The sequence below is a fragment of the Delftia sp. PX-1 genome (genome assembly GCF_055797465.1).
The window spans coordinates 5,315,433-5,333,628 of record NZ_CP184763.1 but is presented as its reverse complement, the minus strand read 5'-3'; the positions used below and the strand labels follow the sequence as shown (position 1 = coordinate 5,333,628).

General features: G+C 63.9%; 17 protein-coding genes. All 17 read left to right on the top strand.

The annotated features are described in order from the left end of the window. Positions 1–15 precede the first annotated feature (15 nt). The 17 genes from ACN20X_RS24345 (at position 16) to ACN20X_RS24265 (ending at position 18,185) form a co-directional block, all read left to right on the top strand. Complete coding sequence (locus ACN20X_RS24345) at positions 16–1,269, top strand: NADH-quinone oxidoreductase subunit D (protein WP_016447710.1); 1,254 nt, start codon at positions 16–18, stop codon at positions 1,267–1,269. Next, entirely contained in the window at positions 1,266–1,757 is a 492-nt protein-coding gene (gene nuoE, locus ACN20X_RS24340; RefSeq protein WP_016447709.1) for an NADH-quinone oxidoreductase subunit NuoE, read from the top strand. Before ACN20X_RS24345 ends, nuoE begins: the two co-directional genes overlap by 4 nt. Then, a complete protein-coding gene (nuoF, locus tag ACN20X_RS24335; RefSeq protein WP_016447708.1) occupies positions 1,754–3,112 on the top strand; it encodes an NADH-quinone oxidoreductase subunit NuoF in 1,359 nt (452 codons plus the stop codon). The genes nuoE and nuoF overlap by 4 nt, the downstream gene beginning before the upstream one ends. Positions 3,113–3,127: 15 nt before the next feature. Further along, on the top strand, positions 3,128–5,251 hold the full coding sequence (gene nuoG / locus ACN20X_RS24330) for an NADH-quinone oxidoreductase subunit NuoG (RefSeq protein WP_016447707.1): 2,124 nt from the start codon (positions 3,128–3,130) through the stop codon (positions 5,249–5,251). Continuing rightward, positions 5,248–6,324: an NADH-quinone oxidoreductase subunit NuoH gene (nuoH, locus tag ACN20X_RS24325; protein ID WP_016447706.1), complete on the top strand. Its 1,077-nt coding sequence runs from the start codon at positions 5,248–5,250 to the stop codon at positions 6,322–6,324. The genes nuoG and nuoH overlap by 4 nt, the downstream gene beginning before the upstream one ends. An 11-nt stretch (positions 6,325–6,335) precedes the next feature. Next, on the top strand, positions 6,336–6,845 hold the full coding sequence (gene nuoI / locus ACN20X_RS24320) for an NADH-quinone oxidoreductase subunit NuoI (RefSeq protein ID WP_016447705.1): 510 nt from the start codon (positions 6,336–6,338) through the stop codon (positions 6,843–6,845). Positions 6,846–6,879: 34 nt separating this feature from the next. Continuing rightward, entirely contained in the window at positions 6,880–7,548 is a 669-nt protein-coding gene (locus ACN20X_RS24315; protein WP_012206970.1) for an NADH-quinone oxidoreductase subunit J, read from the top strand. Continuing rightward, positions 7,545–7,853, top strand: a complete 309-nt coding sequence (gene nuoK, locus ACN20X_RS24310) for an NADH-quinone oxidoreductase subunit NuoK (RefSeq protein ID WP_016447704.1) — start codon at positions 7,545–7,547, stop codon at positions 7,851–7,853. Before ACN20X_RS24315 ends, nuoK begins: the two co-directional genes overlap by 4 nt. Positions 7,854–7,882: 29 nt before the next feature. Beyond that, entirely contained in the window at positions 7,883–9,931 is a 2,049-nt protein-coding gene (nuoL, locus tag ACN20X_RS24305) for an NADH-quinone oxidoreductase subunit L (RefSeq protein ID WP_026062052.1), read from the top strand. A gap of 16 nt (positions 9,932–9,947) precedes the next feature. Then, complete coding sequence (locus ACN20X_RS24300; RefSeq protein ID WP_046239124.1) at positions 9,948–11,423, top strand: NADH-quinone oxidoreductase subunit M; 1,476 nt, start codon at positions 9,948–9,950, stop codon at positions 11,421–11,423. A 24-nt stretch (positions 11,424–11,447) separates the two neighbouring features. Then, positions 11,448–12,941, top strand: a complete 1,494-nt coding sequence (gene nuoN, locus ACN20X_RS24295) for an NADH-quinone oxidoreductase subunit NuoN (protein ID WP_016447701.1) — start codon at positions 11,448–11,450, stop codon at positions 12,939–12,941. 55 nt (positions 12,942–12,996) lie between these two features. Then, on the top strand, positions 12,997–13,302 hold the full coding sequence (locus ACN20X_RS24290) for a DUF2818 family protein (RefSeq protein WP_016447700.1): 306 nt from the start codon (positions 12,997–12,999) through the stop codon (positions 13,300–13,302). Between the two features lie 38 nt (positions 13,303–13,340). Next, positions 13,341–13,850, top strand: a complete 510-nt coding sequence (locus ACN20X_RS24285; protein WP_016451216.1) for a DUF1178 family protein — start codon at positions 13,341–13,343, stop codon at positions 13,848–13,850. Positions 13,851–14,463: 613 nt separating this feature from the next. Then, a complete protein-coding gene (locus ACN20X_RS24280; protein WP_016447698.1) occupies positions 14,464–15,234 on the top strand; it encodes an ABC transporter ATP-binding protein in 771 nt (256 codons plus the stop codon). Between the two features lies 1 nt (position 15,235). Next, complete coding sequence (locus ACN20X_RS24275; RefSeq protein ID WP_016447697.1) at positions 15,236–15,946, top strand: ABC transporter ATP-binding protein; 711 nt, start codon at positions 15,236–15,238, stop codon at positions 15,944–15,946. Positions 15,947–16,046: 100 nt separating this feature from the next. Continuing rightward, positions 16,047–17,243, top strand: a complete 1,197-nt coding sequence (locus ACN20X_RS24270) for an ABC transporter substrate-binding protein (protein WP_016447696.1) — start codon at positions 16,047–16,049, stop codon at positions 17,241–17,243. A gap of 57 nt (positions 17,244–17,300) precedes the next feature. After that, positions 17,301–18,185: a branched-chain amino acid ABC transporter permease gene (locus ACN20X_RS24265; protein WP_012206960.1), complete on the top strand. Its 885-nt coding sequence runs from the start codon at positions 17,301–17,303 to the stop codon at positions 18,183–18,185. The last annotated feature ends 11 nt before the right edge of the window (positions 18,186–18,196 follow it).

The window sequence follows — 18,196 nt, the reverse complement described above, 5'->3', positions numbered from 1 at the left end:
TTTTGATGGACGACCATGGCTGAAATCAAGAACTATTCCCTGAACTTTGGTCCGCAGCACCCGGCAGCGCACGGCGTGCTGCGCCTGGTGCTGGAGCTCGACGGTGAAGTGGTGCAGCGTGCAGACCCGCACATCGGTCTGCTGCACCGCGCGACGGAAAAACTGGCAGAGAGCAAGACCTACATCCAGTCGCTGCCCTATATGGACCGGCTGGACTACGTGTCCATGATGTGCAACGAGCACGCCTACTGCCTGGCCATCGAGAAGCTGCTGGGCATCGAGGTGCCCATTCGCGCCCAGTACATCCGCGTGATGTATTCGGAGATCACCCGCATCATGAATCACCTGATGTGGCTGGGCTCCAGCGGCAACGATGCAGGCAGCTCCACGACGCTGATCTATACCTTCCGTGAGCGCGAAGACCTCATGGACATGTACGAGGCGGTCTCCGGCGCGCGCATGCACGCGGCCTATTTCCGTCCGGGCGGCGTCTACCGCGACCTGCCCGACACCATGCCGCAGTACAAGGCCAGCAAGGTGCGCAATGCGCGCTCGGTCGAGGTCATGAACCGCAACCGCCAGGGCTCGCTGCTGGACTTCATCGACGACTTCACGCAGCGCTTCCCCAAGTGCGCCGACGAGTACGAGACCCTGCTGACCGACAACCGCATCTGGAAGCAGCGCAACGTGGACATCGGCGTGGTGACGGCCGAGCGTGCCATGAACCTGGGCCTGACCGGCCCCATGCTGCGTGCCTCCGGCGTGGCCTGGGACATGCGCAAGTCGCAGCCCTACGAGGTCTATGACCGCATGGACTTCGACGTGCCCGTGGGCAAGACCGGCGACTGCTACGACCGCTACCTGGTGCGCGTGGCCGAAATGCGCCAGTCCAACCGCATCATCAAGCAGTGCGTGGACTGGCTGCGTGCCAACCCGGGCCCGGTGATCGTGGACAACCACAAGATCGCCCCGCCGCCGCGCGAAGGCATGAAGTCCAACATGGAAGAGCTGATCCACCACTTCAAGCTCTTCACCGAAGGTTTCCGCGTGCCCGAAGGCGAGGCTTACGCGGCCATCGAACACCCCAAGGGGGAGTTCGGCATCTACATCGTGAGCGACGGGGCCAACAAGCCCTACCGCCTGAAGATCCGTCCGCCGGGATTCGCCAATCTGTCCGCCATGGACGAACTGTGCCGAGGCCACATGCTGGCCGACGCCGTGATGGTGCTGAGTACCCTGGACATCGTGTTTGGAGACGTTGACCGATGATTACCGAAGCGACCAAGGAGCGCTTTGCGCGCGAGGTGGCCAAGTACCCGGCCGACCAGAAGCAGTCGGCCGTGATGGCCTGCCTGTCCATCGTGCAGCAGGAACAGGGCTGGGTCAGTCCCGAGAGCGAGGCCGTGATTGCCGAGTTCCTGGGCATGGCCGAGATCGCGGTGCACGAAGTCACCACGTTCTACAACATGTACAACCAGCGGCCGGTGGGCAAGTTCAAGCTGAACGTCTGCACCAACCTGCCCTGCCAGCTGCGCGACGGCTACAAGGCGCTGCACCATCTGGAATCCCGCCTGGGCATCAAGATGGGCGAGACCACGCCCGACGGCATGTTCACGCTGCAGCAGTCCGAGTGCCTGGGTGCCTGCGCGGATTCGCCGGTGATGCTGGTGAACGACCGCTGCATGTGCAGCTTCATGAGCAACGAAAAGCTCGACGAACTGATCGACGGCCTGCGCGCCGCGGAGGGCAAGGCATGAACGCCGCCGCACAATCGGTCCTGGCCAGGTTTGCCGCCTCGGGCAGCGAGACCTGCTTCCACGACCGCCACATCAATCCCCAGATCTATGCCGATCTGACCGGCGCCAACTGGTCCATCAAGGACTACGAGGCACGCGGCGGCTACCAGGCGCTGCGCAAGATCCTGGGCAAGGACGGCAGCGAAGGCCTGACGCAGGACCAGGTGATCGCCACCGTCAAGGAGTCGGGACTGCGCGGCCGCGGCGGCGCAGGTTTCCCCACGGGCCTGAAGTGGAGCTTCATGCCCCGCCAGTTCCCGGGCCAGAAGCACCTGGTGTGCAACTCGGACGAAGGCGAGCCGGGCACCTGCAAGGACCGGGACATCCTGGTGCACAACCCCCACATCGTGATCGAGGGCATGATCATCGCGGCCTACGCGATGGGCATCTCCCTGGGCTACAACTACATCCACGGCGAAATCTTCGAGGCCTATGAGCGCTTCGAGGCCGCGCTGGAGGAAGCCCGCGCTGCCGGCTACCTGGGCGACAACATCATGGGCAGCAGCTTCAGCTTCCAGCTGCACGCGCACCATGGCTTCGGCGCCTACATCTGCGGCGAAGAGACTGCGCTGCTGGAGTCGCTGGAAGGCAAGAAGGGCCAGCCGCGCTTCAAGCCGCCGTTCCCGGCCAGCTTCGGCCTGTACGGCAAGCCCACCACCATCAACAACACCGAAACCTTTGCGGCCGTTCCCTGGATCATCCGCAACGGCGGTGCTGCGTACCTGGAGTGCGGCAAGCCCAACAATGGCGGCACCAAGATCTTCTCGGTCAGCGGCGACGTCAACCTGCCCGGCAACTACGAAGTGCCGCTGGGTACGCCCTTCAGCAAGCTGTTGGAGCTGGCGGGCGGCGTGCGCACGGGCCGCAAGCTCAAGGCCGTGATCCCCGGTGGATCGTCCTCGCCCGTGCTGCCGGCCGACATCATCATGGAATGCACGATGGACTACGACTCCATCGCCAAGGCCGGCTCCATGCTGGGCTCGGGCGCCGTGATCGTGATGGACGACTCGCGCGACATGGTCGAGAGCCTGCTGCGCCTGTCCTACTTCTACCAGCACGAGTCCTGCGGCCAGTGCACTCCCTGCCGCGAAGGCACGGGCTGGCTGTGGCGCGTGGTCAACCGAATCGAGCACGGCGAAGGCCGTCCTGAAGACATCGAGCTGTTGGACTCGGTGTCCGTGAACATCATGGGGCGCACGATCTGTGCGCTGGGCGATGCGGCAGCGATGCCGGTGCGCGCCATGATCAAGCACTTCCGCCACGAGTTTGAAGCGAAGATCCAGAACGCTTCCAAGCAGACGGTCCACGCCGCCTGATCGCGAGAAAAGCATATGGTTGAAATTGAACTGGACGGAAAGAAGGTGGAGGTCGCCGAGGGCTGCATGGTCATGCATGCAGCCGAGAAGGCAGGCACCTACATCCCGCATTTCTGCTACCACAAGAAACTTTCCATCGCCGCCAACTGCCGCATGTGCCTGGTGGACGTGGAAAAGGCCCCCAAGCCCATGCCCGCCTGCGCCACGCCCGTGACGCAGGGCATGATCGTGCGCACCAAGAGCGAGAAGGCGATCAAGGCACAGCAATCGGTGATGGAGTTCCTGCTCATCAATCACCCGCTGGACTGCCCGATCTGCGACCAGGGCGGCGAATGCCAGCTGCAGGATCTGGCCGTGGGCTACGGCAGCTCCGCCTCGCGCTACGAGGAAGAAAAGCGCGTGGTCTTCCACAAGGACGTGGGCCCGCTGATCTCCATGCAGGAGATGAGCCGCTGCATCCACTGCACCCGCTGCGTGCGCTTCGGACAGGAAGTGTCCGGCGTGATGGAGCTGGGCATGATCAACCGCGGCGAGCACTCCGAGATCACCACGGTGGTGGGCGATACGGTGGACTCCGAGCTGTCGGGCAACATGATCGACATCTGCCCCGTGGGCGCGCTGACCAGCAAGCCCTTCCGCTACAGCGCCCGCACCTGGGAGCTGTCGCGCCGCAAGTCGGTCTCGCCCCATGATTCCACGGGTGCCAACCTCATCGTCCAGGTCAAGAACCACAAGGTCCTGCGCGTCGTGCCCTTCGAGAACGAAGAGGTCAACGAGTGCTGGATCGCCGACCGCGACCGCTTCTCCTATGAAGCCCTGAACAGTGACGAACGCCTGACCCGCCCCATGCTCAAGCAGGGCGGCGAGTGGAAGGAAGTCGACTGGCAGACGGCCCTCGAATACGTGGCCAACGGCCTGCGCCAGATCAAGAACGACCATGGCGCCTCCGCCATCGGCGCGCTGGTCAGCCCGCACAGCACGCTGGAAGAGCTGTTCCTGGCAGGCAAGCTGGTGCGCGGCCTGGGCAGCGAGAACATCGACCATCGCCTGCGCAACGCCGAGTTCACCGCCGCTCAGGGCGTGCAGTGGCTGGGCACGCCCATCGCCTCGCTGTCCAAGCTGCAAGGCGTCCTGGTGCTCGGCTCCAACCTGCGCAAGGACCATCCGCTGTTCGCGCAGCGCATCCGCCAGGCGGCCAAGCAGGGCTGCACCGTGCTCGCCATCAATGAGCGTGTCTACGACTGGGCCATGCCGGTGACGGCGTCCATCGTGGCAGCCCCGGACTGGGCCCAGGCGCTGGCCGATGTGGCCGCCGCCGTGGCGCAGGAAAAAGGTGTTGCCGCTCCCGTGGCCGCCGCCGACGTGCATGCCGAGGCCCAGGCCATTGCCACCGCGCTGCTGCGCGGCGAGCGCAAGGCCATCTTGCTGGGCAATGCCGCTGCGCACCACGCACAGGCATCGACCCTGCTGTCGCTGGCCAACTGGATTGCCGAGCAGACCGGCGCCTCGGTCGGCTACCTGACCGAAGCCGCCAACACGGTGGGCGCGCAGTGGGTGGGCGCACAGCCTGCCGCTTCGGGCCTGAACGCAGGCCAGATGCTGGCCGGCGGCCTCAAGGCCGTGCTGCTGCTGAACAACGAACCCGTGTTCGACTCCGCTGCCGGCGCCCGCGCCGCAGAGGCACTGGGCAAGGCCGAGATGGTCGTGACCCTGAGCCCGTTCAAGGCCAACATGGAATTCAGCGACGTGCTGCTGCCCATCGCCCCGTTCACGGAAACCTCGGGCAGCTTCGTCAACGCCGAAGGCCGCCTGCAAAGCTTCCATGCCGTGGTCAAGCCGCTGGCCGAAGCCCGTCCGGGCTGGAAGGTGCTGCGCGTTCTGGCCAACCTGCTGGGCGTGCAGGGCGTGGACTACGAGACGTCGCAGGATGTGCTCGCAGCCGCCACCGCCGGCGCCACCAGCGTGCCGGCCAACCTGCTGGGCAATGGTGCGCCTGCCGTGAATTCCATCGCCAACGGCGCCGGCCATGCCGCGCCCGTGGTGGCCAGCATTTATCAGCTCGACAGCATCGTGCGCCGCGCGACGTCGCTGCAACTGACGGCAGATGCACGTCAGGCTCGTGAGGGAGGCGCCGCATGATTGACGCACTCAAGACGGCCGGTGCCGGCCTGATCGCCGCCCCCTGGTGGACCGACGTGGCCTGGCCCGTGCTCTGGATCCTGCTGGGCATCGTCGCCATCGTCGCCCCGCTGATGGGCGCCGTGGCCTACCTGACGCTGTGGGAGCGCAAGCTGCTGGGCTTCATGCAGGTTCGCATGGGTCCCAACCGCGTGGGTCCCTTCGGCCTGCTGCAGCCCCTGGCCGATGGCCTGAAGCTGCTGACCAAGGAACTGATCCAGCCCACGGCTGCCGCCAAGGGCCTGTTCTACGTGGGTCCCGTGATGGCCATCATGCCCGCCCTGGCGGCATGGGTGGCTATCCCCTTCGGCCCCGAAGTGGCGCTGGCCAACGTCAACGCCGGCCTGCTGCTGATCATGGCCATCACGTCCATCGAAGTCTATGGCGTGATCATTGCCGGCTGGGCCTCCAACTCCAAGTACGCCTTCCTGGGCGCGCTGCGCGCCTCGGCGCAGATGGTCAGCTACGAGATCGCGCTGGGCTTCTGCTTCCTGGTGGTGATCATGGTCACGGGCAGCATGAATCTGACGCAGATCGTGCTGAGCCAGGGCCAGGGCCAGTTCGCCAGCATGGGTGCCAGCGTCCTGTCGTGGAACTGGCTGCCGCTGCTGCCGATCTTCGTGGTGTACCTGATCTCGGCCGTGGCCGAGACCAACCGCCACCCCTTCGACGTGGTCGAAGGCGAAGCCGAAATCGTGGCCGGCCACATGGTCGAGTACTCGGGCATGGGCTTTGCCATCTTCTTCCTGGCCGAGTACGCCAGCATGTGGCTGGTGTCCATCCTGGCCGTGATCATGTTCCTGGGCGGCTGGCTGCCTCCGTTCGACTTCCTGTCGTTCATCCCCGGATGGATCTGGCTGGCGGCGAAGACTTTCCTGGTCGTGTCCATGTTCATCTGGATCCGTGCCACCTTCCCGCGCTTTCGCTATGACCAGATCATGCGTCTGGGCTGGAAGATCTTCATTCCCGTCACCCTGGTGTGGCTGGTCATCGTGGGTGGCTGGATGCACTCGCCTTGGAACATCTGGAACTGAGCGGAGCAAGAATGTCTGCGGTTGCTGCTACCCCATTTTCGATCAAAGATTTCTTCAAGAGCTTCATGCTCTGGGAACTGGCCAAGGGCATGGCCCTGACTGGCCGCTACACCTTCCGCCGCAAGGTCACGGTGCAGTTCCCCGAAGAAAAGACACCTCTGTCGCCGCGTTTTCGCGGACTGCACGCCCTGCGCCGTTATGACAACGGCGAAGAGCGCTGCATCGCCTGCAAGCTGTGCGAAGCGGTCTGCCCGGCCATGGCCATCACCATCGAGTCCGATGTGCGTGACGACGGCTCGCGCCGCACCACGCGCTACGACATCGACCTGACCAAGTGCATCTTCTGCGGCTTCTGCGAGGAAAGCTGCCCGGTGGATTCCATCGTCGAGACGCATATCTTCGAATACCACGGAGAAAAGCGCGGCGACCTGTACTTCACCAAGGACATGCTGCTGGCCGTTGGCGATCGCTACGAACCCGAGATTGCCGCCGCCAAGGCTGCGGACGCCAAGTACCGCTGAAGCGGCTCCTTGATCACTTGAAAAGATTCGATCCATGGACGCCAAAACTGGTTTCTTCTATCTGTTCTCGGTCGTGCTGCTGTTTGCAGCCTTCCGGGTCGTCACGGCGCGCAACCCCGTGCACGCCGTGCTCAACCTGATCCTGGCCTTCTCGCAGGCTGCCGGCATCTGGCTTTTGCTCAAGGCCGAGTTCCTGGGCGTGACCCTGGTGCTGGTCTACCTGGGCGCCGTGATGGTGCTGTTCCTGTTCGTGGTGATGATGCTGGACATCCGCATCGACGCCGTGCGCCAGGGCTTCTGGAAGCATTTCCCCTTCGCTGCCCTGATCGGCGCACTGATCGCCTTTGAAATGGGCATGGTGCTGATGGGCGGCTTCAGCGGCGTCGAGGAGCCCAAGGCCATTGCGGCCACGGTCAACGCTGCCGGCCAGACCGTGCAGTACTCCAACACCCAGGCCCTGGGCAAGCTGCTGTACACCGAATACCTGTACCCCGTCGAGATCGCTGCCGTGATCCTGCTGGTGGCGATGATCGCCGCCATCGCCCTGACCCTGCGCAAGCGCAAGGACAGCAAGGCAGTGAACCCGGCCCAGCAGATCCGCGTGCGCGCAAAGGATCGCCTCGAGCTGGTCAAGGTGCCGGTCACCCAGGCGCCGCAGGCACCGGCCGCCGAGGCAACCCCCGCCGTGGAGACAAAAGCATGACGCTGACTTTGGGCCATTACTTGACGCTGGGCGCCATGCTGTTCGCGCTCTCCGTCGTTGGCATTTTTCTGAACCGCAAGAACCTGATCGTGCTGCTGATGGCCATCGAGCTGATGCTCCTGGCCGTCAACATGAACTTCGTGGCCTTCTCCAGCTATCTGGGTGACATGCACGGACAGGTGTTCGTGTTCTTCATCCTGACAGTGGCAGCGGCCGAGTCGGCCATCGGTCTGGCGATCCTGGTGCTTCTGTTCCGCAACAAGACCAGCATCAATGCGGAAGATCTCAACTCCCTCAAGGGTTGAGTCCGCCGTAACTTGCAAGGTTCTTAAGAATGAGTCAAACACTCTCTGCATCCATGCTCCTGGCGGTGCCGCTGGCACCGCTGGCGGGTTCCGCGCTCGCGGGTATCTGGGGCACGGCCTTCGGCGGCAACAAGATCGGTCGCGGCGGCAGCCATTCCCTCACGATTTTGGGCGTGCTGATCGCCTTCATCCTGTCGGCCATCACCTTCAACAGCGTGATCTTCGACGGGGCGCGCTTCGACCAGTCCATCTACACCTGGATGGAAATCGGCGGGCTGAAGATGGAAGTCGGTTTCCTGATCGACAGCATCACGGCCATGATGATGTGCGTGGTGACCTTCGTGTCGCTGATGGTGCACATCTACACCATCGGCTACATGCAGGAAGATGACGGCTACAACCGTTTCTTCTCCTACATCTCGCTGTTCACCTTCTCCATGTTGATGCTCGTCATGAGCAACAACCTGCTGCAGCTGTTCTTCGGCTGGGAAGCCGTGGGCCTGGTGTCGTATCTGCTGATCGGCTTCTACTACAACAAGCCCTCGGCCATCTTCGCCAACATGAAGGCCTTCCTGGTCAACCGCGTGGGCGACTTCGGCTTCATCCTGGGCATCGGCCTGATCGCTGCCTACACGGGCACCATGAACTATGGCGAGATCTTCGCCAAGCTGCCCGAGATCCAGAACACCCTGCTGCCGGGCACCGGCTGGCTGCTGGTGACGGTGACGGCCATCTGCCTGTTCATCGGCGCCATGGGCAAGTCGGCCCAGTTCCCGCTGCATGCCTGGCTGCCCGATTCGATGGAAGGCCCGACCCCCATCTCGGCACTGATCCACGCCGCCACCATGGTGACGGCCGGCATCTTCATGGTCTCGCGCATGTCGCCGCTGTACGAGCTGTCGGACACGGCGCTGAGCTTCATCCTGGTGATCGGCTCCATCACGGCGCTGTTCATGGGCGTGCTGGGCATCATCCAGAACGACATCAAGCGCGTGATCGCGTACTCCACGCTGTCGCAGCTGGGCTACATGACCGTGGCCCTGGGCGCCTCGGCCTACTCGGTGGCCGTGTTCCACCTGATGACCCACGCCTTCTTCAAGGCCCTGCTGTTCCTTGGCGCCGGCTCGGTGATCATGGGCATGCACCACAACCAGGACATCCGCTGGATGGGCGGCGTGCGCAAGTACATGCCCATCACCTGGATCACGTTCCTGCTGGGCAACCTGGCGCTGATCGGCACGCCGTTCTTCTCGGGCTTCTACTCGAAGGACGCCATCATCGAGGCCGTGCACGCCACCAACCTGCCGGGTGCTGGCTTCGCCAACTTCGCGGTGCTGGCCGGCGTGTTCATCACGGCCTTCTACTCCTTCCGCCTGTACTTCATCGTCTTCCACGGCAAGGAGCGCTACGACCAGAATCCCGATGCGCACCACCATGGCCACGATGACCACCACGCCCATGACGACCACCACGGCCATGGCCACGATGCCAAGCCGCATGAGTCGCCGCTGGTCGTGACCGGCCCTCTGATGCTGCTGGCCATCCCCTCGGTGGTGATCGGTGCCCTGGCACTGATGCCCATGCTGTTCGGTGATTTCTTCAAGGGCGTGATCCACGTCGATGGCAGCAAGCACGGCGCCATGGCCGAGCTGGCCGAGAAGATCCACGGCTGGGTGCCCATGGCGCTGCACGGCTTCACGGCCGCGCCGTTCTGGCTGGCACTGGCAGGCGTCGTCGTCTCCTACCTGTTCTACATGGTCAAGCCCGAAGTGCCTGCCGCCATCAAGTCGTCCATGCAGAAGATCGGTGTCTACCAGGCACTGGAAGGCAAGTACGGCGTGGACTGGGTCTACGAGAACATCTTCGCCCGCGGCGCACGCGCCTTCGGCAGCTTCTTCTGGAAGGTCGGCGACCAGGCCATCATCGATGGCGGCATCGTCAACGGCTCGTGGAAGCTCATCGGCCGCATCGGCCAGTGGGTGCGCAAGCTGCAGTCGGGCTATCTCTATCACTACGCGTTGGTCATGCTGCTGGGCGTGTTCGCTCTCATGACGTATTTCGTGTGGCTCAACAAGTAGTAGGGGAAGAACAAAAATGCATTGGTTGAGTCTTTCAATCTGGGTGCCGATCGCCTTCGGCGCCCTCCTGCTGGCCCTGGGCCGCGAGGATCAGGTCAAGGCAGTGCGCTGGCTGGCCCTGGTCGGCGCGCTGGCAGGCCTGGCCGTCACGCTGCCGCTGATACAGCAGTTCGACAACAGCACGGCTGCCATGCAGTTCGTGGAGAAGGCGCTGTGGATCGAGCGTTTCAACATCCACTACCACCTGGGCGTGGATGGCATCTCGTTCTGGTTCGTGCCGCTGACCGCCTTCATCACCGTGATCGTCGTGATCGCGTCGTGGGAGAACATCACCGAGCGCGTGAACCAGTACATGGGCGCCTTCCTGATCCTGTCCGGCCTGATGGTCGGCGTGTTCAGCGCGCTGGACGGCCTGCTGTTCTACGTGTTCTTCGAGGCCACGCTGATCCCGATGTACCTGATCATCGGCATCTGGGGCGGTCCCAACCGCATCTATGCGGCCTTCAAGTTCTTCCTGTACACGCTGATGGGTTCGCTGCTGACCCTGGTCGCCGTGATCTACCTGTACACCCAGTCGGGTGGCAGCTTCGAGATCCTCGACTGGCACAAGCTGCCGCTGTCCATGACGGCCCAGACGCTGATCTTCTTCGCCTTCTTCGCGGCCTTTGCCGTGAAGGTGCCGATGTGGCCGGTCCACACCTGGCTGCCCGACGTGCACGTGGAAGCGCCCACCGGCGGCTCCGCCGTGCTGGCCGCCATCATGCTGAAGCTGGGCGCCTACGGTTTCCTGCGCTTTTCCATGCCCATCGCACCCGATGCCTCGCACAAGTGGGCCTGGCTGGTCATCGCCCTGTCGCTGATCGCCGTGATCTACGTGGGCGTGGTCGCCCTGGTGCAAAAGGACATGAAGAAGCTGGTGGCCTACTCGTCCGTGGCCCACATGGGCTTCGTGACCCTGGGCTTCTTCATCTTCAATCCGCTGGGCATTGCTGGCGGCATCGTGCAGATGATTGCCCACGGCTTCGTGTCGGGCGCCATGTTCCTGTGCATCGGCGTGCTCTACGACCGCGTGCACTCGCGTGAAATCGCTTCCTACGGCGGCGTGGTCAACACCATGCCCAAGTTCGCGGCCTTCGCGCTGCTGTTCGCCATGGCCAACTGCGGCCTGCCCGCGACGGCCGGCTTCGTCGGCGAGTGGATGGTGATCCTGGGCGCCGTGCAATACAACTTCTGGATCGGCCTGGGCGCTGCCACGGCGCTGATCTTCGGCGCGGCCTACACGCTGTGGATGTACAAGCGCGTCTACCTGGGTCCTGTCACCAATGACAATGTGCGCGGCCTGACCGACATCGGCAACCGCGAGTTCCTGGTGCTGGGTCTGCTGGCCATCGCCGTGCTGTACATGGGCCTGTATCCCAAGCCCTTCACTGACGTGATGGATGTGTCCGTGGCCGAGCTGCTCAAGCATGTGGCCATGAGCAAGCTGCAGTGACCAGACTGAAACGAGAGAATCGAGATGATTGACAACATCAGCTGGCTGGCCATCTATCCGGAGATCCTTCTCCTGGTCATGGCCTGCGTGATCGCCCTGGTGGACCTGGGCGTCAAAAGCCCGCGCCGCACGGGCACCTATGTTCTGACACTGCTGACCCTGGGCGTGGTGGCCGTCCTGCAAGGCATGTATGCCTCCAGTGGCAACACGTTCTATGGCTGGGGCAACATGGTCGTCTCCGACGCCATGGGCAACTGGCTCAAGTGTTTCGCCACCGTGGCCATGATGGTCACCCTGGTCTACGGCCGACCCTATGCCGCTGACCGCGACATGCTGCGCGGCGGCGAGCTCTTCACGTTGGCCATGCTCGCGCTGCTGGGCATGTTCATCATGATCTCGGGCAACAACTTCCTGGTCATCTACCTGGGCCTGGAGCTGCTGACGCTGTCCAGCTACGCCCTGGTGGCGCTGCGCCGCGACCACACGGCTTCGGTCGAGGCCGCGATGAAGTACTTCGTGCTTGGCGCCATGGCCAGCGGCTTCCTGCTGTACGGCATGTCCATGCTCTACGGCGCGACCGGCTCGCTGGACATCGGCCAGGTGTTCAAGGCCATCAACTCGGGCGAAATCAAGCACCAGGTGCTGGTGTTCGGCCTGGTCTTCGTGGTCTCCGGCCTGGCCTTCAAGCTGGGCGTGGTTCCCTTCCACATGTGGGTCCCCGACGTGTACCAGGGCGCTCCCACGGCCATCACCACCATGATCGGTGGCGCGCCCAAGCTGGCGGCCTTCGCCATCGTCATCCGCCTGCTGGTGGACGGCCTGCTGCCGCTGGCCATCGACTGGCAGCAGATGCTGGCCGTGCTTGCCATTGCCTCTCTGCTGGTCGGCAACCTGGCCGGCCTGCAGCAGACCAACCTCAAGCGCATGCTGGCCTACTCGACCATCTCGCAGATGGGCTTCGTACTGCTGGGCCTGATGTCGGGTGTGGTCGACGGCAAGGTCGATCCGGCCACCGTCGAGAACGCCTACAGCTCGGCCATGTTCTACGTGGTGACCTATGTGCTGACCACGCTGGCCGCCTTCGGCGTGATCCAGCTGCTGGCCCGCGAAGGCTTCGAGAGCGAAGAGGTCGCCGACTTTGCCGGCCTGAACCAGCGCAGCCCGCTGTATGCCGGCGTGATGGCGATCTGCCTGTTCTCCATGGCCGGCATTCCGCCCCTGGTCGGCTTCTACGCCAAGCTGTCGGTGCTGCAGGCGCTGGTGGCTTCGGGCCACAGCCTGTACATCGCCCTGGCCGTGTTCGCCGTGGTCATGTCGCTGATCGGCGCCTTCTACTACCTGCGCGTCGTCAAGGTCATGTACTTCGATGAGCCCATCACCGCCACCAGCGTTTCCGCTTCGCTGGACGTGCGCGTGGTGCTGACCCTCAATGGCGCCCTGGTGCTGGGTCTGGGCATCCTGCCCGGCGGCCTGATGGCCCTGTGCGCCGACGCCGTCGTGCGCGCCCTGGCTTCCTGATCCACTTTCCCTGTGCAGGGCCTTGCGCGCAAGGCCCTGCGGTGAGGACATCGGCTTGTCGCAAACCGCTTCGATCTGGCTCGTGATATTGGCTGCCCTTGTGGCAGCCAATTTGCCTTTCTTCAACCCCCGCTGGCTGCAGCTGGGGCCGCTGCGCACCCAGCGCAAGCCGCTGGCCCTGTGCCTGCTGGAGATGGTGCTGCTGTACTTCATCGTCGGCGGCGTGGCGCTGCTGCTGGAGCGCCGCGTGGGGCAGATTGCACCCCAGGGCTGGGAGTTCTATGCCATCACGGGGGCGTTGTTCCTGACACTGGCATTCCCGGGTTTCGTCTATCGTTTCCTGATTCACCGCCGCGGCTGAGGCCGCGGTGCCGGTTGCTTCATGGATGAGGGTGCGCGATGAAAGTGCTCGACCTCCATTGCCCGCAGGGCCATCTCTTCGAGGGCTGGTTCGCCTCGGAAGAGGATTTCCAGAGCCAGCTGCAGCGCCAGCTGGTGCTGTGCCCCGTCTGCGGCCACAGCGACATCACCAAGCGCCTGAGCGCCCCCCGCATCAATCTTGGCGCCAAGCCTGCAAGCTTGCCCCCGGCTGCGGCGGCAGAGCCTGCTGCAGCCGCCTCGGACGCCAGCTCGGCAGCCGCTGCTTCAACGGCCATGCCGCCCCAGGCGCGTGAGCAATTGCAGGCCATGCAGGCCGCCTGGCTGCAGTGGTCGCGCAAGGTCGCGCAGCAGACCGAGGACGTGGGCGAACGCTTTGCCGATGAAGCCCGCCGCATGCACTATGGCGAGACCGAAGAGCGCGCCATCCGCGGCAAGGCCAGTCCCGAGCAGGCCATGCAATTGCTGGACGAAGGCATTGCCGTGGTTCCATTGGCCTTGCCGCAAGGCAGCAAGGAAACGCTGCAGTAACTTGCTCCGGGCACATGCTGTCTTGGTGGCGACAATTGCGCTCATGGCGATCGATCGCCAATTCCCATGCCAGGCAATCACCTGGTGCTATTAATTGAATAGCGCTTTGAGTCGCTTTGTCGCCATTCAATTGATGGGGCGACAAACCCAAGCATATCCGCGGCTTTTCGCATAGTGACTGAGCAGGCCACAGGGAGATTGCCCACCTGGGTGTTTCCCGTAAGGCAGCAGACATTGGTCGCTGTCTGCCAAGCCGCAAAAAGGGTAGTTTGCTATCTCTTTGGAAGCGCTCTGGCCTTCCGCGTGGGCGTCGCCGGGCCGAGGTGATGGAGAACCCTAGGGCCCGCCTGCAGCCGCGGCGCCTTGCAGCCCCGTGACTGCTTGATTATTTCAAGTGTGAGTGGTTGCTTCTTGTTTTTGCGGCGACTCGTCTTGATGCGCCATGCTGCAGTGCGGGGCAGGGCCTGTGCTTAGGAGCACCTACGTAGGCGTTTTCCCGCTGCGGTGCACAACGTCGGCAAGCCTACGATGCGTCCGACCCTGCACAACGCCCACCAGAGCCTCTGGCGACGCGTTGGCGGCTGGCAGCATCAACGGAGCAGGCGAAGCGCACATGAGCGACGTTATTCTCGAAACCCGGAACCTGACCAAAGAGTTCAAGGGATTTACGGCGGTGAGCAAGGTGGACCTTTCGGTGCGCCGCGGCTCCATCCATGCCTTGATCGGCCCCAATGGCGCAGGCAAGACCACCTGCTTCAATCTGCTGACCAAGTTCCTGGAGCCCACCTCCGGCACCATCCGTTTCAACGGCGAGGACATCACGCAGGAGGCGCCGGCGCAGATCGCGCGCCGTGGCGTGATCCGGTCCTTCCAGATCTCGGCCGTCTTCCCGCATTGCACGCTGCTGGAGAACGTGCGCATCGGCCTGCAGCGCAAGCTGGGCACCGAGTTCCATTTCTGGCGCAGCGAAAAAAGCCTGTCCATGCTCAATGACCGCGCCATGCAGCTGCTGTCCGAAGTCGGCCTGCAGGACCTGGCCGACGAGGTCACCGTCAACCTGCCCTATGGCCGCAAGCGCGCGCTGGAGATCGCCACCACTCTGGCCATGGAGCCCGAGCTGATGCTGCTGGACGAGCCCACCCAGGGCATGGGCCACGAAGACGTGGACCGCGTGACCCAGCTGATCAAGAAGGTCTCGGCAGGCCGCACGATTCTCATGGTGGAGCACAACATGAAGGTGATCTCCACCATCGCCGACCGCATCACGGTGCTGCAGCGCGGTGCCGTGCTGGCCGAGGGGCCATACGAGGAAGTTTCGCGCAACCCGCAAGTGATGGAAGCGTATATGGGCACCACCGACGGCCAGTTGCAGGGAGCGCATTGAGATGACTGCACCGGCATTGGAAATCAAGGGCCTGCAGGCCTGGTATGGCGAATCCCATGTGCTGCACGGCATGGACCTGGTGGTCCAGCCCGGCGAGGTGGTCACGCTGCTGGGGCGCAACGGCGCGGGCCGCACGTCCACGCTGCGCGCCATCATGGGGCTGACGGGCGCACGCAAGGGCTCGATCAGGATCAATGGCGTGGAGGCCATCCACCTGCCCACGCACCGCATTGCCCACCTGGGCGTGGGCTACTGCCCGGAAGAGCGCGGCATCTTCTCCAGCCTCTCGTGCGAGGAGAACCTGATGCTGCCGCCGCCGCTCAAGACCGGCCAGCAGGGCATGAGCGTGGACGAGATCTACGCCATGTTCCCCAACCTGGCCGAGCGCCGCCACAGCCAGGGCACGCGCCTGTCGGGCGGCGAGCAGCAGATGCTGGCGGTGGCGCGCATTTTGCGTACCGGCGCGCGGCTGCTGCTGCTCGACGAGATCTCCGAAGGCCTGGCCCCCGTCATCGTGCAGGCGCTGGCCCGCATGATCACCATGCTGCGCACCAAGGGCTACACCGTGGTGATGGTGGAGCAGAACTTCCACTTCGCGGCGCCGCTGGCCGACCGCTTCTACGTGGTCGAGCACGGCCATGTGGTCGAGCGTTTCGGCGCGGCCGAGCTGCAGGCCAAGATGCCCGTGCTCAACGAACTGCTCGGAGTCTGACCCGGATATCCATCGTGGCTGGCGCCTGGGGCTCGCCGGCTGCATTCCTGCCATGGCCCTGTGACAAAAAACCCAAGACATCAACGCGAAGGAGACACCAATGAAAGCAAAACTGACCGCACTGTCGTGCATGCTGGCCGCCGCCGGCCTGGCCAGCCCGCTTGCCATGGCACAGGAGAAGGTGAAGATCGGCTTCGTGACCGACATGTCCAGCCTGTATGCGGACGTGGAAGGCAAGAACGCCGTCACCGCCATGCAGATGGCCATCGATGACTTCGGCGGCAAGGTGCTGGGCCAGCCCATCGAGCTGCTGAGCGCCGACCACCAGAACAAGGCCGACATCGCCGCCTCCAAGGTGCGCGAGTGGGTGGACACGCAGGGTATCTCGCTGGTGTTCAGCGGCACCAACTCCGGCACGGCCCTGGCGGTCTCGCAGGTGGCCAATGAGAAAAAGCGCGTGCACTTCAACAGCGGCGCAGGCTCGTCGGCGCTGACCAACGAGCAGTGCAATCCCTACACCGTGCACTACGCCTATGACACCGTGGCCCTGGCCAAGGGCACGGGCACGGCCGTGGTGGAGCGCGGCGGCAAGGACTGGTTCTTCCTGACGGCAGACTACGCCTTCGGCCACGCGCTGGAGAACGACACCACGGCGGTGATCAAGGCCAAGGGCGGCAAGGTGGTGGGCGGCGTCAAGCATCCGCTCAACGCCTCGGACTTCTCGTCCTTCCTGCTGCAGGCGCAGGCCTCCAAGGCCCAGATCCTGGGCCTGGCCAATGCCGGTGGCGACACCATCAACGCCATCAAGGCGGCCAAGGAATTCGGCATCAACAAGAGCATGAAGACCGTGGGCCTGCTGGTGTTCCTGACCGACATCCACAGCCTGGGCCTGAAGAACACCGAAGGCATGCAGTTCACCACCAGCTGGTACTGGGACCAGAACGACGCGGCGCGCAAGTTCGCCGAGCGCTTCTTTGCCAAGACCAAGCGCATGCCCACCTCCATCCAGGCCGCCGACTACTCGGCCGTGACCAGCTACCTCAAGGCCGTGCAGGCCGTGAAGTCCACGGATGCCGACAAGGTCATGGCCCATCTCAAGAGCACGCCCATCGACGACTTCTACGGCAAGGGCTCGATCCGTCCCGACGGCACCTTTGCCCACGACATGTACCTGGTCGAGGTCAAGAAGCCCGCCGAGTCCAAGAAGCCCTGGGACTACCTGAAGGTCGTGGCCACGCTGCCCGCCGACCAGGTCTGGACTACCAAGGCCGAGACCAAGTGCGCGCTGTGGAAGTAACGCTGCGCCGCCACTGACCCCCAACCGCCACCCGGCCAACCACGACAGCTGCATCCCATGGAAATCTTTGGTGTTTCCCTGCCAGGCCTGATGAGCCAGCTCCTTCTGGGGCTGGTCAACGGCTCGTTCTACGCCATCCTCAGCCTGGGGCTGGCGGTGATCTTCGGCCTGCTCAACGTGATCAACTTCGCCCACGGCGCGTTGTTCATGCTGGGCGCCATGGTCACCTGGATGGCCATGAGCTACTTCAACATCAACTACTGGGTGATGCTGGTGCTGTCGCCGCTGCTGGTGGGCCTGCTGGGGGTGCTGATCGAGCGCTTCCTGTTGCGCTGGATCTACAAGCTCGACCATCTCTACGGCCTGCTGCTGACCCTGGGCCTGTCGCTGCTGATCGAGGGCCTGTTCCGCTCGGTCTACGGCGTCTCGGGGCTGGGCTATGACACGCCCGAGCTGCTGGAGGGCGCGACCAACCTGGGCTTCATGATCCTGCCCAACTACCGCGCCTGGGTGGTGCTGGCCTCCATCGTGGTCTGCGTGGCCACCTGGTTCATGATCGAGAAGACGCGCATCGGCGCCTACCTGCGGGCCGGCACCGAGAACCCGCGCCTGGTCGAGGCCTTCGGCGTCAACGTGCCCGTGATGATCACGCTGACCTATGCCTTCGGCGCGGCGCTGGCGGCGTTTGCCGGCGTGCTGGCGGCGCCCGTCTACCAGGTCACGCCGCTGATGGGGCAGAACCTCATCATCGTGGTCTTCGCCGTGGTGGTGATCGGAGGCATGGGCTCCATCATGGGCTCCATCCTCACCGGCCTGGGCCTGGGGGTGATCGAGGGCCTGACCAAGGTCTTCTGGCCCGAGGCATCGTCCACCGTGGTGTTCTTCATCATGGTCATCGTTTTGCTCATCCGCCCCGCCGGCCTGTTCGGCAAAGAGAAATAACAAGAACGAGG

What these genes read in the sequence shown, in the direction of transcription:
- ACN20X_RS24345 (WP_016447710.1), top strand. Translation starts at nt 16, where the DNA reads ATGGCTGAAATCAAGAACTATTCCCTGAACTTTGGTCCGCAGCACCCG.
- nuoE (WP_016447709.1), top strand. Translation starts at nt 1,266, where the DNA reads ATGATTACCGAAGCGACCAAGGAGCGCTTTGCGCGCGAGGTGGCCAAG.
- nuoF (WP_016447708.1), top strand. Translation starts at nt 1,754, where the DNA reads ATGAACGCCGCCGCACAATCGGTCCTGGCCAGGTTTGCCGCCTCGGGC.
- nuoG (WP_016447707.1), top strand. Translation starts at nt 3,128, where the DNA reads ATGGTTGAAATTGAACTGGACGGAAAGAAGGTGGAGGTCGCCGAGGGC.
- nuoH (WP_016447706.1), top strand. Translation starts at nt 5,248, where the DNA reads ATGATTGACGCACTCAAGACGGCCGGTGCCGGCCTGATCGCCGCCCCC.
- nuoI (WP_016447705.1), top strand. Translation starts at nt 6,336, where the DNA reads ATGTCTGCGGTTGCTGCTACCCCATTTTCGATCAAAGATTTCTTCAAG.
- ACN20X_RS24315 (WP_012206970.1), top strand. Translation starts at nt 6,880, where the DNA reads ATGGACGCCAAAACTGGTTTCTTCTATCTGTTCTCGGTCGTGCTGCTG.
- nuoK (WP_016447704.1), top strand. Translation starts at nt 7,545, where the DNA reads ATGACGCTGACTTTGGGCCATTACTTGACGCTGGGCGCCATGCTGTTC.
- nuoL (WP_026062052.1), top strand. Translation starts at nt 7,883, where the DNA reads ATGAGTCAAACACTCTCTGCATCCATGCTCCTGGCGGTGCCGCTGGCA.
- ACN20X_RS24300 (WP_046239124.1), top strand. Translation starts at nt 9,948, where the DNA reads ATGCATTGGTTGAGTCTTTCAATCTGGGTGCCGATCGCCTTCGGCGCC.
- nuoN (WP_016447701.1), top strand. Translation starts at nt 11,448, where the DNA reads ATGATTGACAACATCAGCTGGCTGGCCATCTATCCGGAGATCCTTCTC.
- ACN20X_RS24285 (WP_016451216.1), top strand. Translation starts at nt 13,341, where the DNA reads ATGAAAGTGCTCGACCTCCATTGCCCGCAGGGCCATCTCTTCGAGGGC.
- ACN20X_RS24280 (WP_016447698.1), top strand. Translation starts at nt 14,464, where the DNA reads ATGAGCGACGTTATTCTCGAAACCCGGAACCTGACCAAAGAGTTCAAG.
- ACN20X_RS24275 (WP_016447697.1), top strand. Translation starts at nt 15,236, where the DNA reads ATGACTGCACCGGCATTGGAAATCAAGGGCCTGCAGGCCTGGTATGGC.
- ACN20X_RS24270 (WP_016447696.1), top strand. Translation starts at nt 16,047, where the DNA reads ATGAAAGCAAAACTGACCGCACTGTCGTGCATGCTGGCCGCCGCCGGC.
- ACN20X_RS24265 (WP_012206960.1), top strand. Translation starts at nt 17,301, where the DNA reads ATGGAAATCTTTGGTGTTTCCCTGCCAGGCCTGATGAGCCAGCTCCTT.